Origin of the sequence: Microcoleus sp. Pol8_D6 (assembly GCF_036700965.1) — a bacterium.
Taxonomy (GTDB): domain Bacteria; phylum Cyanobacteriota; class Cyanobacteriia; order Cyanobacteriales; family Microcoleaceae; genus Microcoleus.
On sequence record NZ_JAUBPW010000001.1, the window covers coordinates 19,694 to 34,984 of the forward strand.

Annotated in this window: 17 protein-coding genes, 1 tRNA gene and 1 pseudogene; 7 read left to right on the forward strand and 12 right to left on the reverse strand. The window is 46.5% G+C overall.

Features of this window, described 5'->3' with window-relative positions:
• Position 1: 1 nt before the first annotated feature.
• Both QUA10_RS00075 and QUA10_RS00080 read right to left on the reverse strand, forming a co-directional pair.
• Positions 2-1,492 carry a mannitol dehydrogenase family protein gene (locus QUA10_RS00075; protein ID WP_333080546.1) on the reverse strand — a complete coding sequence of 497 codons (1,491 nt, stop codon included), beginning with the start codon at positions 1,490-1,492 and terminating at the stop codon, positions 2-4.
• 5 nt (positions 1,493-1,497) lie between these two features.
• Positions 1,498-1,671 carry a hypothetical protein gene (locus QUA10_RS00080; RefSeq protein ID WP_333050745.1) on the reverse strand — a complete coding sequence of 58 codons (174 nt, stop codon included), beginning with the start codon at positions 1,669-1,671 and terminating at the stop codon, positions 1,498-1,500.
• A 305-nt stretch (positions 1,672-1,976) separates the two neighbouring features.
• On the opposite strand from QUA10_RS00080, the gene QUA10_RS00085 reads away from it, so the two are divergent.
• Together QUA10_RS00085 and QUA10_RS29040 are read left to right on the forward strand one after the other, a co-directional pair.
• Positions 1,977-2,765 (forward strand): hypothetical protein, encoded by a 789-nt coding sequence (locus QUA10_RS00085; RefSeq protein ID WP_333080548.1) that lies wholly within the window; start codon positions 1,977-1,979, stop codon positions 2,763-2,765.
• Positions 2,766-3,236: 471 nt separating this feature from the next.
• Positions 3,237-3,344: pseudogene (locus QUA10_RS29040) on the forward strand (DUF7219 family protein); the annotation flags it as partial.
• Positions 3,345-3,395: 51 nt separating this feature from the next.
• Here QUA10_RS29040 and QUA10_RS00095 read toward each other — a convergent pair.
• Positions 3,396-4,139, reverse strand: a complete 744-nt coding sequence (locus QUA10_RS00095) for an HAD family phosphatase (protein ID WP_333080550.1) — start codon at positions 4,137-4,139, stop codon at positions 3,396-3,398.
• Positions 4,120-5,625 (reverse strand): mannitol dehydrogenase family protein, encoded by a 1,506-nt coding sequence (locus tag QUA10_RS00100; RefSeq protein ID WP_333080552.1) that lies wholly within the window; start codon positions 5,623-5,625, stop codon positions 4,120-4,122. The genes QUA10_RS00095 and QUA10_RS00100 overlap by 20 nt, the downstream gene beginning before the upstream one ends.
• A gap of 933 nt (positions 5,626-6,558) precedes the next feature.
• On the opposite strand from QUA10_RS00100, the gene QUA10_RS00105 reads away from it, so the two are divergent.
• Positions 6,559-6,798 carry a hypothetical protein gene (locus QUA10_RS00105; protein ID WP_333080553.1) on the forward strand — a complete coding sequence of 80 codons (240 nt, stop codon included), beginning with the start codon at positions 6,559-6,561 and terminating at the stop codon, positions 6,796-6,798.
• A gap of 211 nt (positions 6,799-7,009) precedes the next feature.
• Here the strand turns inward: QUA10_RS00105 and QUA10_RS00110 are convergent, their stop codons facing one another.
• The 5 genes from QUA10_RS00110 to QUA10_RS00130 form a co-directional block, all read right to left on the reverse strand.
• Positions 7,010-7,759 carry a DUF72 domain-containing protein gene (locus QUA10_RS00110; protein WP_333080556.1) on the reverse strand — a complete coding sequence of 250 codons (750 nt, stop codon included), beginning with the start codon at positions 7,757-7,759 and terminating at the stop codon, positions 7,010-7,012.
• Positions 7,760-7,858: 99 nt separating this feature from the next.
• Positions 7,859-8,236: a hypothetical protein gene (locus QUA10_RS00115; protein WP_333080558.1), complete on the reverse strand. Its 378-nt coding sequence runs from the start codon at positions 8,234-8,236 to the stop codon at positions 7,859-7,861.
• A 173-nt stretch (positions 8,237-8,409) separates the two neighbouring features.
• Positions 8,410-9,459: a CAF17-like 4Fe-4S cluster assembly/insertion protein YgfZ gene (gene ygfZ, locus QUA10_RS00120; protein ID WP_333080748.1), complete on the reverse strand. Its 1,050-nt coding sequence runs from the start codon at positions 9,457-9,459 to the stop codon at positions 8,410-8,412.
• Between the two features lie 101 nt (positions 9,460-9,560).
• A complete protein-coding gene (locus QUA10_RS00125; protein WP_333080559.1) occupies positions 9,561-9,944 on the reverse strand; it encodes a hypothetical protein in 384 nt (127 codons plus the stop codon).
• Positions 9,945-10,130: 186 nt separating this feature from the next.
• Positions 10,131-10,202, reverse strand: a tRNA-Val gene (locus tag QUA10_RS00130).
• A gap of 72 nt (positions 10,203-10,274) precedes the next feature.
• Between QUA10_RS00130 and QUA10_RS00135 the strand changes: the two genes are divergently transcribed.
• Both QUA10_RS00135 and mazG read left to right on the forward strand, forming a co-directional pair.
• A complete protein-coding gene (locus QUA10_RS00135) occupies positions 10,275-10,865 on the forward strand; it encodes a metal-binding protein (RefSeq protein ID WP_333080560.1) in 591 nt (196 codons plus the stop codon).
• Positions 10,866-10,871: 6 nt separating this feature from the next.
• The gene (mazG, locus tag QUA10_RS00140; protein ID WP_333080562.1) at positions 10,872-11,699 is read left to right on the forward strand and encodes a nucleoside triphosphate pyrophosphohydrolase; all 828 of its coding nucleotides are present in this window, start codon (positions 10,872-10,874) and stop codon (positions 11,697-11,699) included.
• Positions 11,700-11,807: 108 nt separating this feature from the next.
• Here the strand turns inward: mazG and QUA10_RS00145 are convergent, their stop codons facing one another.
• Positions 11,808-12,209 carry a helix-turn-helix transcriptional regulator gene (locus tag QUA10_RS00145; RefSeq protein WP_006634106.1) on the reverse strand — a complete coding sequence of 134 codons (402 nt, stop codon included), beginning with the start codon at positions 12,207-12,209 and terminating at the stop codon, positions 11,808-11,810.
• Between the two features lie 188 nt (positions 12,210-12,397).
• Between QUA10_RS00145 and QUA10_RS00150 the strand changes: the two genes are divergently transcribed.
• Positions 12,398-12,781: a hypothetical protein gene (locus QUA10_RS00150; protein ID WP_333080565.1), complete on the forward strand. Its 384-nt coding sequence runs from the start codon at positions 12,398-12,400 to the stop codon at positions 12,779-12,781.
• Positions 12,782-12,908: 127 nt separating this feature from the next.
• Here QUA10_RS00150 and QUA10_RS00155 read toward each other — a convergent pair whose 3' ends face one another.
• Positions 12,909-13,394 carry an allophycocyanin subunit alpha-B gene (locus QUA10_RS00155; protein ID WP_333063958.1) on the reverse strand — a complete coding sequence of 162 codons (486 nt, stop codon included), beginning with the start codon at positions 13,392-13,394 and terminating at the stop codon, positions 12,909-12,911.
• Between the two features lie 83 nt (positions 13,395-13,477).
• Entirely contained in the window at positions 13,478-13,840 is a 363-nt protein-coding gene (locus QUA10_RS00160; RefSeq protein ID WP_333080566.1) for a hypothetical protein, read from the reverse strand.
• 23 nt (positions 13,841-13,863) lie between these two features.
• On the opposite strand from QUA10_RS00160, the gene rlmD reads away from it, so the two are divergent.
• Positions 13,864-15,276 (forward strand): 23S rRNA (uracil(1939)-C(5))-methyltransferase RlmD, encoded by a 1,413-nt coding sequence (rlmD, locus tag QUA10_RS00165; protein ID WP_333080567.1) that lies wholly within the window; start codon positions 13,864-13,866, stop codon positions 15,274-15,276.
• Positions 15,277-15,291: the final 15 nt, after the last annotated feature.

A 15,291-nucleotide genomic window follows, 5' to 3' on the forward strand; every position in this document is an offset into this window, starting at 1 on the left:
ACTATCGGCCTAGTGTTCCTTTAGCACCAAACTCATGCAAACTACGCAACTGGTCAGCAACACTCTCGACGAAACGTGGCGACTGTACTAAATCTCCAAAAATCTCAAATATGCTGAGAAATGGAGTGGGATCTGTTTTACCTGAGCGGGCCTGTTGAGTGAGGATATCAGCTAAAGGGTCATCAATGACGATAGGACGGTTCTGGTCGTCGTAACCATTGAGATAGTGACACCAAGCAGCAATCGTCAAACTTAGGTAATCGATCGCACCTTCAAGTTGTAATTTATCGCGGATCGAGCCCAAAACAAACTTAGGAATTTTGGCCGATCCATTCAGGCAAAGGCGCGGAAGCTGATCGCGAATTTTGGGATTGGAAAACCGTTCAATTAAAGTTTTTTTATAATCGTCTAAATCAATCCCAAGAACGGGTTGGAGTGTTGGTGTCACCTCATCCATCAGGTTAGCGACTGCTTGCTGAAACAAGGGATCGGCCATGACTTCATAAACGTAGGTATAACCTGCCAGAGAGCCGAGATAGCCAATCAGCATATGGCTGGCATTGAGAAGCCGAATTTTCATCATTTCATAGGGATGAACATCCTTAGTCATCTGTACGCCAACGGATTCCCAATCCGGTCTGCCTGCACAAAAGGTATCTTCGATTACCCACTGAATGAAAGGCTCCGCGACGCAGGGAAACGCATCATCAATACCAAACTGTTGGCCCAGCATATTGATATCTGCTGGGGTTGTCAGCGGAGTAATGCGATCGACCATGCAGTTGGGAAACGCAACGTGTTCAGCAATCCAACTTCCTAAATCTGGATCGCGCATTTGGGCAAAAGTCGTTAGCATTTTCCGCACCATGTCGCCGTTGCCTTGGATATTGTCGCAGGACAAGACTGTAAACGGTGCCAACCCCTGTTTACGCCGCTTGGAGAGTGCGGCTGTCAAAAAACCGTATGTCCCAATTGGTTGCTCAGGATGTTGCAAATCGTGCTGCATCGTCGGGTGGTTTACATCGAAATTGCCACTTCCTTCAATGTAGTAGTAGCCGCTTTCTGTGATTGTTAGAGTAACAATTCGGCATTTGGGATCTGCTAATGCTTCAATAACTGCTTGACGATTGTCTGGTGCAAACAGGTATTGAGTGATTGAACCAATGATTCGAGCGCGATCTCCTTCTAGCGATCGCTCAACTAAGGTATACAAACAATCTTGGGACAGAAGCGCATCCCGCATACGCCTGTCATATTCATTCTCAAGCAATCCAACACCACAGATTCCCCAATCACTACCAGGATTCTGATGGAAATAATCATCGAGATAGAGCGCTTGGTGCGATCGATGAAATCCACCAACTCCAATATGCAAAATTCCATTAGTAATTGGATGGCGATCGTACTTGGGTACGCGCACGTTGCCCGGTAAACGAGATAGGGATTGTTGATTCAGCTTGATTGTTGAGCTTGTACTGGTATTGCTGTTCATTTTATTTATACTAGGTGGTGACGACGGCTTTTTAAAACTGCTTCACCCTGTAAGTCAAACAGATGGCTCATATCGCCGCTAATGTGAATAGGAACAATATCGCGCAACTGGCTGGAATTATCTCCGTCTGTTTGCACGACTCCGTAAGGAATCTGAAAATATGCGGAAAGATTCCGCATATTCAGCTTAAGCCGCGTATTCTGCAGAAAGAATCTGCTTAAGTAGTAAACTTGGGGTGTTATGCCGAATCATTCTGCCTATCTACCCACTATGGGATCTTAAGCGGAAAGTTTCAGTCAATTATATAGTTAGGCGAGCGATTTCTGCTTTGAGTTTTAATTCAATATCAACATAATCGGTTAAATACTAGATATTCATGGCTAATACTTCTCCCCTTCCTCCAGCCACGGCAACACCTGCTCCTCTGTCCCCTGATCTAACTTCCCAGAGCCAGCCCCCAAGCCAAACCACTCGAGAGGGGATTATGTTGAAAGAGCAATCTGACTCCCGAAATAGGGAGAGGATTGCCTTGGGGGTTCTTCTCGCTTCGATAATAGCTGTCTTCAGTATATCAGTCGTGGTAATTGCCACTGCGGAAAATGGTGAAAAAAGAGGGGTTGTTTCAGGACGAGTAATGGATTCAACCCTCCCTCTGTACGGAACTTGGGTAGGCACTATTCTGGCATTTTATTTTTCGCGCAATGCTTTTGAGGCTGCTTCAAGGGCCACGGATCGGACTACTGCTGCTGTATTGCAGCAAGCTAACAGTGGCCTTGTTTCGGCACCCCCGCTGCCAGACAACAGGTTGGCAAAGATCCCCTTGAAGGCTCTCGCAAACGATCTTGTCTTCAGTCAGGATGATATGAACAAGCCATTGCAAGATGTTGTTAACGAGCTAGAGTCTAGAAATCGATATAGAGTCATTGTGGTTGACGCCGACAAAAAATATGTCAACATGGTCTACAGGATCAATGCATCAGCGTTTTTAGTGCAGTCTCAGCCTGAAGGTTCAAATCCGCAGAGGGATCAAGGGGGTGATCCAGTCTCGCCACCGCCAACACTAAAGAACTACCTTGACTGGCGACATGAACAGGGAGAAAAAGCTCAGCCTATAGTAATCTTCCTGTCCGAGAGCGCAACCCTGGCTGATGCCGATGCCAAGATCAAAGAAACAATAGGGTGCAGAGATGCGATCGTAACAACCGACGGGAAAGATACAAGTCCAGTGGTGATTTATGTTACGGATACCGACATCAATGAATATAAGCAGTGACCGCACATAACACCAGTAATCGCTCTTGTAGGTTAGGTTTCTTTACGTCAACCCAACATCTTTTACTAACAGACCTAACCAGTTCTGTTATCTCAAGGCTTTAGCGACCTAACAACACCCCTGCACACCGACCGCCGAGAGGTTATCTGCAAGTATCAAAGATGGTCGCGGCGGGTGATGGGCACCGTTATCCTGCAAGGCGTTGGCTTGTAAAGCGCACTCTGGGTTGGCTCTCGAAGTGTAAAGCTATCTGAGTGCGCTATGACAAGAAAGCTTGTAACTATCTCGGTATGATTAAGTTGGCTTGCGCGTTGCTTTGGTATCGTCGTTGCTGGCGTTTATCCATTGCCAATTAATTGATCATTCGATGCTTCTCAAATTTGTCCTTCCATTTTGAGAGAGTTTCTTAATGCTAATCTCCAGGAATTTTCTCAACGAGTCAGCTTTATCGTCGGGTGAGAAACAGGAGTTAAATTGTCACCGCAAACTGCCTATGAACAGATTGAGGCATTGTGGAAAACCTTACAGCGATCGCACCAGGTTGATTTACCAATCGCCCGGTACTTCAAGAAGTTGTAGGTGCGGAGGGTTGGAAAACGATCAGATTTCAGTGCCTCATGCCCTGTTTATTTAGACTGGGGTTGCTGATAATAGACCGATAAGATCCTCCATCCGCTCGATAACTTGGTGGGCACCAGCCGACTCAAGAGCATCTGCACGGCTGCTTCGTTCATCCTCGCTGATATGAGTTCCCCCTACATAACCGATAATCTGCCCAATTCCAGCGGCAACGGCAGCCCTTATCCCACTGATAGAATCTTCAATTGCCACGCAATCGGAAACTTCTGCGTCCAGACATTTCACTGCATATAGGTAGATGTCAGGAAGTGGCTTGGGACGCGGAACCGGGAGAGAGTCGTGAGCGCTAAATACCTGCTCGCTTGGGAAATAGTCGGTCAGGGCAGCAGCACAAAGGCAAGCACTCAGCCGCTGTAAGCTGCTATTACTTACTAGCGCATATTCAAATCCGTCGTCGCGCAGGGAATACAGCACTTGGGGCGTTCCTTCTGTCGCTTTTGCCTCTACAGTAAGCCGTTCGATCGCTCTCTTTTCTTCTTCAGCCACTAGCCTGTCAATATCGCGCTCATTAAGACTGGTTAATGAGTCTGGGTAGATCTTTTTGAGTATTTCCCTGTAGGGTTTCCCGGCGAAGCTTTTAACAAACTCCTCAAGCTCATAGTGTTGAGCGCCAGGGAACTCACTAGCCACTTCATTTGTCAGTCTCCATGCGCTCTTAAGTGCTATGGTTTCACTATCAACGACAGTTCCGTCATGATCGAAAAGCACCACCAAATCATGCTGAAGCGCTTTCATTTAAAAGACCTCCCTCACTGTAATTTTTAAGCGTAGTCAATAGTCCGTGGCTCTGGAGATCTCGCAAAGCTTGTTGGCATTCATTATCTACGACCTGTGTCTGTTCGCAATTCTCCAATCCCAGAATCCCGCTAATTAGTGCGCCTTCTTGAATCGCTGTAATTGTGCTTTGGGTATCCTTGGCATAATAGGGCTGACCAGACTCGCACGCCTCTTCTCTGACTGCAAGAAGCCACGCCGCAACAGGAAGTATAATACGCTTCATGCTGACTTTTCGGCTATACGCATCCTGAAGTATCGGAAATATATACTTGCCTACTTTCCTACAGGTTTCTGAAGAGATTCTCTCCGTAGTATCGGGAAGATCTTCGTTACTGAGCCTGACTAAAACTTGCTCCATATATTGTTCACACATCTGGCGAGGCACTGGTGTTGCTGCTGCGATATCGTCCATGAGAAGCCGAGTAAACAACTGGAATTCCGGTAGCGCGATCGCCTCGTGCATATACTCTATACCTGCTCTTACAGCTAAACAGGCTATGAAGGAGTGTACTGCATTCAAGAATCTCGACTTCATATACAGGAAGGGAGTGATGTCGCTAGTCATAATCACCCCTGTATCTTCCCACTTGGGGCGATCGCCTGTGAATTTGTCTTCCACGACAAACTGCCAAAATGGTTCGGTTACAATGGGTGCGCGATCGCGAACTTGCAACAGTCGGCTGGGGTAGTTATAGTCGGATTCCTGTTCTTGAGGCACAATCCTGTCTACAACCGAATTAGGGAACGTGACCTTATCCTTGATGTATTCTGCAAGCTGACAATCGATCTCTTCAGCGTAAGCTAGCACTGCTTTTTGCAGGATATCCCCGTTTCTTGGGAGGTTGTCGCAAGAAAGGGTGGTGAACGGAGTCATTGAGCGATCGCGTCGTCGGCGTAGCGCCTCTACGATAAAGCCAATTGCAGTAGTTGGAGTGGAAGGATTTTGCAGATCGTGCGCGATGTCTTCATTCGTTGTGTCAAGATTAAAATTCTTGTCTAGATGGTAGCCTCCTTGAGTAATAGTAAGAGTCACCAGATGCACAGAGGGAGACGCCATCTTTTCAAGCACATACTCGCACTTGTCTCTACCATTAACTATTTCCCTGATAGAACCTATAACTTCCGCTTCCTCACGATTTTGAGCGCAACTAGAGTGTTTGGTCAAACTGTAAAGGAATCTCTGCGGTTTCAACCTAGTAATGGTCTGTTGACTCTTGAGGCTAACCCCACAAATCCCCCATCTCTGCTCTTGGGAATTCTTCTGTGCAAGATAGTTATGTATTATGTAGGCAAGATGCCCCCTAAAAAAACGACCTGGCCCGAAATGGACGATACCAGTCTTAAGCGACCTCCTGTCGTAAAAAGACTGTTGCCTCCACAAACCAGTTACAGTACCGAAGCGAGAACTTGAAGAAACACTGGGCGGTCTGAGTAAGTTAACCATGAGACTTCTTAAATAAGTGTGATAAGCTAAAATGAAAATTGGTCAGTCTGGGTATACCCGATGACCTACAAGCAACACAAATGTCTCAAACTGCGAAAATTTCTGGTATCCTTTGTGCCATCTACAAAGAAGCGTATTACCACATGGTAATTAGGGTGTGACAGATAGAGCAGAGAAAGAAAAATCAGGTAAACCTAATTAATAATCAAAGCTCAATTGGTCATTAACCTGAAGTAAGGCACAAGAGTAGGCGACTTACTGCAACTTTGTTCTACTTTGGCAAGTGCGTAAGCCGAATGTATGTCCTATAAGAAGGCGCAAATAGAGTGCTTTTAATTCTGGCTTGAGATTCCCCAATAACTCTGTAGACTTTGATGTTATTTCCCTGGGTCGCTGCTATCCTCCGTCTTCAGGAGAATCTACAAACAATTTTTTAGAGGGAGTTAAAACAACAGGGTAGTTAGGGTCTCACAGGTAGAACAGAGACAGAAGAAATCAGGTACACTTAATTAATTAAGTATCAAAGATCAAGTAGTCATTAACCTGAAGTAAGGCACAAGAATACGCCACATACTGCCACTTTGTTTAGCTTGGACAAGTGGGTAAGTCGAATGTCTTTCCTACAAGGCGCAAATAGACTGCTTTGAAATTATGCCTTTAGATTACCTAATAACTCTGTACACTTCGTATGTTATTTGCCTAGGTCGCTGCTATCATCTGTCTTCAGGAGAATATACAAATAATTCTTTAGAGGGACTTATAACCACAATCAAGTGTATACTTGGCTAGAAGCAGTTAAGTTAGAGTTAGGCGTTTGTGTAGCAAGCGTCCAAAAAACAACGCTTGCGTGGAAAAGTCCTGTCTGTAGCGGATGGCTGATACAGCATTGCAAGGCCGTTTCAGTCTGTCTATAAATTTTTAAAGTTTCTTCACTTGTTCTCTAACATTGGAATTACGACTCGACTAATTGAGGAACGGATAGCCGAAGTGCAGCGGGATGTGAGAGTCCATTACTCAGAGGTGGCGATCAACTTGCTGGGATTGTGGGAACAGCGAGGGAATGTGGAACTGTACTTCAAACACCGCTACAAAGTGTTTAATTATCGCATTGAAAAACTGACGGAGTATTTCGTGTTTCCTTTCGGTCAAGCGCACCCTGCGGGATTTGTTTGAAATGGAAGCAAAAGTGCGATCGTGATGTTGAGTTGAATGCGATCGCCTTGTGCTGCGTGATGTTGAGTTGGATGTGCGGGTTCGGGGTGAGTGCGATCGTCAAACAACAACCTAGACGAACGCCACCTCCGATTTCTAATTCAGCTTCAGGGAACTGCGGAGCGTTGTTGAATGCGCCCAAAAGAATGGGGACGCTCTCAACTTTCGCTTGTCAGGGAATACCGTTCTCCACAAAAGTTTTTAGCTTTGAAGCGTTCCTCACTGCATTTCCCTCTCCATCATTGTTGAAGTAGACGAACACGCTTCGCCCCTGGCTTTCCCACTCGTGGATGCGATCGCTCCACCAACGCAAATCATCATCCGAGTAGGAGCCGCCATAGAGATTGTTGGGGTCGGGGCCGTGGAGGCGCACATAGACGAATGAACCCGTTGCCCGCAGGATACACGGAAGGTGGGCGCCGCTCATCACGCAGTAAGCCGCTCCTTCGCGTTCTAGCAGCGAAAATACCTCTTCTGTGTGCCAGCTTGGATGTCGGAATTCCACAGCTACTTTGATCCAAGAGGGCACCTGTTCTAGAAAGTAAGCTAGGCGGGCCAAATCGCAACCGAACTGGGGAGGAAGGTGGACTAGCAGAATACCCAGTCGTGAGCCCAGGAATTGAAGTCCCTCACTCATCCGTTCCAACCACTTTTCTGGCGAGTAAAGACGCTTGGAGTGCGTTAGACCGCGGGGCGCTTTTACGGTCATCAAAAATCCTTGGGGGAGGCGCTCTCGCCAGTTAGCAAAGGTAGTGTTTGGTGGCCAGCGGTAGTAGGTGCTATTAACTTCTACGGTTTGATAGTGCTGGATATAGTAATCGAGCCTAGAGCGAAGCGGTAGCTGGTGGGGATAAAGCACACCTTCCCAATGGTCGTAACTCCAGCCTGAAGTCCCGATGTGAACAATCGAATCGGGGTTCATTATCCCTTCCATGATTCGGATTTGGAAATCGCTACTGAACAAACAAAGTCCGCGCAGACGGACTAAGAATATGATATTTGAAAACTGGATGCGATTGAATTACTTGGCTCGATCGCTCCTACCTCGCTCTGCCGCTTTTTCTACTGCTTCCTGTCCCGGCGTAACTGCTTCGCCCCCGTTATCTTTTACCGATTCTATAAATTTTTTGGTACTGGGGGCAATGGGTTGGTCGAGATTCAGCTTTTCTCGGATATTGTCAAGTACACCCGTGGCATCCTTCTCTGTATCGCTTGTTGGCTGGCGATCGGGACGGGCAACTTCGTAAGATTTAGCTTCAGGGGTTAAAGATGTAGCGATCGCTTGCATTTTGTTGCCTGACAATTCCAATTCGGAGCTAAAAATCAGCGCTATTCCTAAAGCAAAGATTATTCCTAATCGCAGGCAAGTTTTGACTAAGCGCGATGTAAAATTTTTCATTGAAAAACTCTGTTTTTTCTGTAACGACTGTTATACAGAATAATTGCTGTGGTTTGGTGGCAAATCTATCTAAAGATAGGAATTTGTGTCAATTTATTGGGTTAACGTTAACCCACACCAACCTCAACAAAAAAGTTTTTGGCGCTGTGGCCTCAACAGCCTACCGATCGCAACTACGAACTCAAGAAAGGTACATTTACTACTTCCCCTGACACCGATCCGACTTGCACTTTCAGTCCTTCGCCGCCGGCTTTTGTGCGGATATAAGCAAGACCAAAAAATCCGGATTCAGTTTCCGTAAAACTGGTGAGTTTGCCGACTTTTTCCTCTCCGATTGTGACTGTTGTTCCGGGTTCAACCGCACCGCTCAACTGCACGCCCCAAAGTTCCTGTTTGACTCCTTTGTAGGTGTTCAACCGGGCAATTGTTTCTTGACCGATGTAGCAGCCTTTGTCATAGGTAATCGTGTGTAAAAGGCGGGCTTCTAAGGGGTTGTAATCGTCTGTGAGTTCAAAATCGGGTGCGGGCCGTCCTTGTTCGATTCGCAGTTGTTCCCAAACTCGATCGCCCATCGGTACAGCCCCAGCTTTAACTAATTCCTGCCATAACTGGGCTGCATCACTTGCTGACGCAATTAACGTGTATCCGGGAGTTGCTAAACCGCTACCAACCGCAACTCGGACTTCCATACCTGCAAAATTTATCAATTTGTGAGTAGCGTAAGGTTGATTTTCTAGTTCGGTAACTCCGATTTTTTCTAGTAGTTGAGTGCTTTCCGGGCCGAGGAAACTGAAAGCAACAGTTGTATGGGTTAAATCTGTTAACTCGACGCGATCCATTGGGAAAATATAGCGATCGAGCAATTCCAGCAGTTGGTGGCGGCGGTTGGCTGATACTAGCAGCAGTACGGCATCTTCTGTAGCGTAAGCGGTGGCGAGGTCGATCGTCCGGGCGGTGGATGTGACGAAAACGGTATCGCAACCTTGACCGGGTTTGAGTATATTGAAGTTATTGGTACTTTGATTGTGCAAGAAGCGCAGTCGATCGCTATCTGAGATTTGAATGCGTCCCCAGTGAGTGCGATCGTACAAAGCCACACTTTTTTTAGTTGCTGCGATCGCTTCTGCGTCGTTACCAAAACTCACTGGCACAATTTCTTTGGTTGTTAACTCTGCAAAAGTAGCACCAGCCGCTGCTTGAATGTCGTGCAATTCTTGAATCAGCATAAAATTTTGTTGAGTGTTGACTGTTGACTATTGACTGATGACTGATGACTGTTGACTGTTAACTACTGCTTTCCTGTCAACTGACAACTGACAACTGACTATTTGCCCAAATTAGCGAATATTTCTTGTATTAATTGACTGGCTTTGGCATCAAGACGATTCCAATCTACATCGCCAGTGTCATCGTCAATCAAGCTAGTGTCAATTACGACTTCCTGGCTTTGCAGTTGAGTGTGGGCGGGCTGGTAGTTGACAAAGCAGACTCGATAGCAAAGTTCCCAAATATCGACGCATCTTTGCTCGCCTTGAAGCTCTAAAATTAGTTGATAGCCCGGAATTGGAATCTGCACTTCTTGATAAGTGCCCGTCCAAACTGACTCCTCTAATTGTTTGCGGATGTTGTCGAGCACTCGGATCATGGCTGGCTGCATGAGCAGTTCAGCTTGCTGCCACGCGATCGGGCTAGTTATTTTAGGCTTCATATACACAGTTCTAAAAAAGAAAATCAATAAATTAATTTTCTAGCATTGGGTGCCAACTTTTGAGACATCCACCACAGAATGTTAAATTTAGTCGTCACCCAATTGAACAGTCAACCTTAAATAGCAACAGCCGTTCTCGGCTTGACTGCTAAAAACGGCTGCAACTGTTGATATTGAGTTATCGGATGGGTAATGTAGGATTTGAACCTACGGCATCCTGCGTGTAAAGCAGGCGCTCTACCACTGAGCTAATCACCCAATTGCACTCACAAGGATTTATCATATCACAGTAACTCAGAAAGATCAAGTAAAAAAAATCCTAAACTTTAAATGCCCTCTGGCCGCACCCACGATCAAATAACCATGTGGAGTTTGCCCTTGGTGGCAGCCCTCACCTTTGGCCAGACTCAGAGCAGCAACCTGACTTTGCTCGTTTCCGGCAGCTTCTTATTCGGCGGGCTGATGTTTGGCCCCGACTTGGATATCTACTCCTGCCAGTATCAGCGCTGGGGATGGTTCAAAGCGATTTGGCTCCCGTACCAAAAAAGCCTGCGCCACCGTTCTTTTTTGTCCCACGGCCCTCTGATCGGCACTGCTTTGCGAATATTGTACCTCGCTATCTGGATCGCGGTTCTCGGAATTGTGGGATTAGCAATTGCCGAAAAAGTCGGGAACTTAGGCGGGAATTGGCAGGATGTGGTTTTGAGTTACGGGCGATCGATCTGGGAACACCACATCGAAATTTTAGCCGTTTACATCGGTCTAGAATTGGGCGCGATGAGCCACTATCTGAGCGATTGGGGCGGCTCGGCTTACAAAAGATTGAAAAAAAAAGGATTCAGCGGGTTGCGCCCTCCTGGCACAATTAAGAGGCGCAAACGCCAACCAACCCGTCGCGCTTCCAGCAAATCTAAAAGGTAAATTCCGATGTCTAATTCCCACAGTCGATCGCTCACAGCACTCGAAGAACTTATAGAAGTTGTGGCTAAATTGCGATCGCCAGACGGCGGATGTCCTTGGGATTTAGCCCAAACTCCCCAAACTCTAATTCCTCACATAATCGAAGAAGCTTATGAAACCGCCGACGCAATTCGCAAAGGAGATAAAGATGCGATCGTCGAAGAATTGGGCGACTTACTGTTACAGGTAATTCTGCAAGCTCAAATTGCCAGCGAATCCAATCAATTTACCTTCGCCGAAATCGCTGCGGGAATTACAGAAAAACTAATTCGGCGACATCCCCACGTCTTCGGCGATGTCGAACTCAACAGCGTGGATGAAGTCAACGAAAACTGGGAAAAAATCAAAGCAGCAGAAAAAGGCACAACTTCGGAAAAGCCACCAACTTTAGCCTCAAAAATGAGCCGTTATGCCAGCACTTTACCGCCGATAACCGCCGGGATGAAAATCTCTCAAAAAGCTGCGGAAGTGAGTTTTGATTGGGACAGTGTAGACGGCGTTTGGGATAAATTTCACGAAGAAATAGCAGAATTTGAACACGCTCTCAAACACGAGGATAAGGCAGCGCAGCAGTCAGAATTGGGAGATATTATGTTTGTGTTGATTCAATTAGCTCGCTGGTACGATTTAGATCCGTCGGCTGCTTTGCAGGGAACGAACGATCGCTTTGTGCAGCGGTTTGCGAAGGTAGAGGCTGCGTGCGATCGACCTTTGTCAGATTATGCCCCAGAAGAGTTAGAATCTCTGTGGCAGCAAGCTAAAGCTCTAATTGCTAAACAAAAGGGCGCTGAGTAATCAATCACCGCAGATAAACACAGATAAAATCCCATCCGCGTTCATCTGAATTCATCCATTGACATCTGCGGTTAAAAACTCCCAATCTAACTAAATATCAGCAACCAACTACTCGTAAAGCTTCGCGTCATTATACGGCGGATGTTCGCAGGCGATATAAAGCGCATTTGTCGGTTCCAGGGCTTCCCCAGTCACCGGATCGATCGGCTTGAGGACAAAGCATAACAGAGAGAGCGATCGCCAATCCAAACTTTCTAACTTCCCGCGTTCGTAGCGACTAACAGTAGCATTACTAATACCGACATCTTTTGGTACAGGATCTCCGGCTGTCCGAAACAGAGCGGCCTCGTATTCTTTTGTGACCATTTCTGTTTCAATAATTGACCAGCCCCGAATCTCTCTAGCTGCTTTCAGAAGTTTGCCCAATCTGCCGCGTCCCGTATCCGTAAATCGCACAGGGCGCAGTTTTTCCTGATCGACGACAGCCTTAAAGTCAAGAAATCCCGGCATTTTACAGATCCAATTTAACTCTTAAGCTAGCTGTACTTTTGCCTTGCTCAAGGCAGCACACAGGGTTTGAGCATTACACATTTAGAAACATTACTGCAACTTCTCTGCATTCGTGTAGAATGATATGATATAGTGAGATCCAAAGACGAACACAAACTAACTCACCCAAGTTCAGGAGTGACTCAGCTATGACAGCACTGTTTCGCCGCATCCAACCCTCGAAAAAGCTCCGCATCACCGTCAGGTCGATCGCCCAACTGCTCAAAATCAGCCAAAATCAAATTAAGCGAGTCGAATCTTGGGCTTTCGTGGTTTTCGTGCATCGGCGGGACAGAGGCGGACAATTTCTCAGCTACCGGAAGCTGGAAGAATGGCAAAATGCGATCGCCCATCATATCCAAACCTGCCTCACCCTTGGAGAACTCTCGCAGCTCAAAACATCCATTCACTACGACAGCCGGAAATTCAAAAAACAATCTCTCCCAAAAACACTTGACTTTTTAATTCAAATGTGCATTAAAAGACAATACGAACTCAACATCTGGGAAAGCTTAAACAGCATTGCTTCCTAGCAGAAATTAGGCAGATTTCCTTTCCCAAAACAGAAGCGAAACATTTGCGAGCAATTGCGAGATAAAATCACCCCAAAAATCACCCGCGAATGCTCCGCCACATTCATCAAAGCAATCACCAAAGCAATTAAGACATTGCCTGGGCGATATAATCAAAATAAGGAGCTGCTTCCTTAGCATCCTCCTGATTCAGCAAAGCCAAAGAAGCTTCCTTCAAACAGCGGATAGCTTCGACCATGCCAGGAACAGGAACGCCCAGAGAATTATACATTTCCCGAACGCCAATCAAACCGATGCTTTCGATCGGCTCCTTGTCACCCGCCAAGATACCGTAAGTAATCAGGCGCAAGTACCAGCCGTAGTCGCGCAGACACAAAGCCCGTTCGCGCTGGCCGTAGGCATTGCCTCCAGGAGAGATAAAGTCAGGGCGTTTTTTCCAGAGTTTTTTGCTAGCTTCTTCAACAATTTTTTTCTCACTGTCAGACAGCGCCGTAGCAATACGCACCCGCTGTTCTCCGGTTTTAAAAAAATCTTTGATGCTTTGAAGTTCGCCCGTACTGGGATAGCGAAGTTCGTCGTCGGCTTGGAGAATTAATTGGCTAACTACGCTCATTGTTATTCAAATTTGAGGATAACATTAATAAACATTCCCATCTGTTGGCGACGGGATTCTTGGTTCGCAGACTCGCCTTGCTCCTAACATTTATCAATCCTAGAAGTAGAGGGTAAATCTCCCCAAGCGTTATGCTTGATATTCAAGCCAGTTTCCTTGTGTTCCAAGGTACTGCGGGAAAAACTCAAAAACTGCGAGTGAGAGTTTGGATGTCGGCAGACACTTTGACTGTTTAACGAGTTTTTGCTACATCGCCCCAACAGCCGATCGCACCGACGGGATCGAGGCAACTCGCGACAAGCTTGACTCCCCGGTTGAAGCTTGGCTTTAGCAGCAAGACGTTCAGCAGCAGGAAGACCGCCTGCAATTGAGCTTGAGTGCGATGGCTTACGCCCCGCTTCGCTACGAATTATCTCAGGAAAGAGAGAGCGATATTGCATTACCATATTAAATCCTACCACGACTACTTGTGACCAAATCTAAATTCCCAACCCCAAACTCGACGAAATTGGCAAACCCGTGCCAGCAAGGTCAACTGATTGAGATAGAGATTACTGACTTGACAGACACCGGCGACGGAGTTGGTCGTTTTGGTGAGTTAGTAGTGTTTGTTCCCGATACCGTGACGGGCGATCGAGTCCTTGTTCGCCTCGTGCAAGTCAAATCCACCTATGCTACAGGCAAGCTGGACACACTTCTGGAAGCCTCAGAACACCGCATTCGAGCTAACTGCATTGTCGCCGACAAGTGTGGCGGCTGTCAGTGGCAGCACGTAGATTATCAATATCAGCTTGCAGCCAAGCAAAATCAAATCATTCAAGCCTTAGAACGGATTGGCGGATTTAGCAATCCGCAAGTTGATGAAATTTTAACGGGAAAAATCGAGGGATTTCCCCAATTTTTGGGATACCGTAACAAAGCGACTTATCCCGTGGCCATATCTGCGACAGGTCAAGTCCAAGCAGGTTACTATCAAAAAAGCACGCACAAATTAGTCAATCTCAATCAGTGTCCGGTGCAAGACCCGCGCCTCAATCCTTTGTTAAAAGAAGTCAAAGAAGACATCCACTGGCGGGATTGGCAAGTCTACGACGAAAAGAAACATACAGGAGAATTGCGTCACTTGTCCTTGCGAATTGGACGGCGCACCGGCGAGATGCTGCTAACTTTAATAGTTCGCACTGGAGAGTTGCCGGGACTCGAAGAGCAAGCATCAGAGTGGCTGAAACAATATCCTCAACTGGCAGGTGTTTGTTTGAATATAAATCCTGCTCAAACTAATGTGATTTTTGGTGCAGAAACTCGCTGCATTGCGGGTCGTTCTTATCTGCGAGAAAGCTTTGCTGGTTTAAAATTTCAGCTAAGGGCTGATACTTTTTTCCAGGTTAATACAGAGGCGGCTGAAGCGTTGTTAGAGGTGATGGTAGGCGAATTGAATTTGCAGGGAAACGAGGTTTTGGTTGACGCTTACTGTGGGATTGGTACTTTTACTTTACCCCTGGCAAAACAAGTAAAAATAGCCATTGGTTTAGAAGTGCAATCGGCGGCGATCGAACAAGCAAGATTAAATGGTGAGTTAAATGACGTGAGAAATGTAGATTTTCAGGTGGGAACTGTAGAGAGTTTGCTGCCTTCCTTGGGATTGACACCGGATATTGTGCTGCTAGACCCGCCGAGGAAAGGGTGCGATCGCGCGGTTTTGGAAGCTATCAAGGAAATCAAACCAAATCGTATTGTTTATGTTAGCTGCAAGCCTGCTACTTTGGCTCGCGACCTGAAGATTTTGTGCGAAAAGGGAGATTATAAGTTAGCGCGAGTGCAGCCGGCGGATTTCTTTCCTCAGACTTCTCATGTTGAGTGTGTGGCTTTTTTGATCAGGTGAATGAAAGGGCGATCG

Excerpts from the sequence above, each read along its gene's own strand:
- QUA10_RS00075 (WP_333080546.1), bottom strand. The coding sequence starts at position 1,492 with ATGAACAGCAATACCAGTACAAGCTCAACAATCAAGCTGAATCAACAA.
- QUA10_RS00080 (WP_333050745.1), bottom strand. The coding sequence starts at position 1,671 with ATGCGGAATCTTTCCGCATATTTTCAGATTCCTTACGGAGTCGTGCAA.
- QUA10_RS00085 (WP_333080548.1), top strand. The coding sequence starts at position 1,977 with ATGTTGAAAGAGCAATCTGACTCCCGAAATAGGGAGAGGATTGCCTTG.
- QUA10_RS00095 (WP_333080550.1), bottom strand. The coding sequence starts at position 4,139 with ATGAAAGCGCTTCAGCATGATTTGGTGGTGCTTTTCGATCATGACGGA.
- QUA10_RS00100 (WP_333080552.1), bottom strand. The coding sequence starts at position 5,625 with ATGGTTAACTTACTCAGACCGCCCAGTGTTTCTTCAAGTTCTCGCTTC.
- QUA10_RS00110 (WP_333080556.1), bottom strand. The coding sequence starts at position 7,759 with ATGAACCCCGATTCGATTGTTCACATCGGGACTTCAGGCTGGAGTTAC.
- QUA10_RS00115 (WP_333080558.1), bottom strand. The coding sequence starts at position 8,236 with ATGAAAAATTTTACATCGCGCTTAGTCAAAACTTGCCTGCGATTAGGA.
- QUA10_RS00125 (WP_333080559.1), bottom strand. The coding sequence starts at position 9,944 with ATGAAGCCTAAAATAACTAGCCCGATCGCGTGGCAGCAAGCTGAACTG.
- QUA10_RS00135 (WP_333080560.1), top strand. The coding sequence starts at position 10,275 with ATGCCCTCTGGCCGCACCCACGATCAAATAACCATGTGGAGTTTGCCC.
- mazG (WP_333080562.1), top strand. The coding sequence starts at position 10,872 with ATGTCTAATTCCCACAGTCGATCGCTCACAGCACTCGAAGAACTTATA.
- QUA10_RS00145 (WP_006634106.1), bottom strand. The coding sequence starts at position 12,209 with ATGCCGGGATTTCTTGACTTTAAGGCTGTCGTCGATCAGGAAAAACTG.
- QUA10_RS00150 (WP_333080565.1), top strand. The coding sequence starts at position 12,398 with ATGACAGCACTGTTTCGCCGCATCCAACCCTCGAAAAAGCTCCGCATC.
- QUA10_RS00155 (WP_333063958.1), bottom strand. The coding sequence starts at position 13,394 with ATGAGCGTAGTTAGCCAATTAATTCTCCAAGCCGACGACGAACTTCGC.
- QUA10_RS00160 (WP_333080566.1), bottom strand. The coding sequence starts at position 13,840 with ATGGTAATGCAATATCGCTCTCTCTTTCCTGAGATAATTCGTAGCGAA.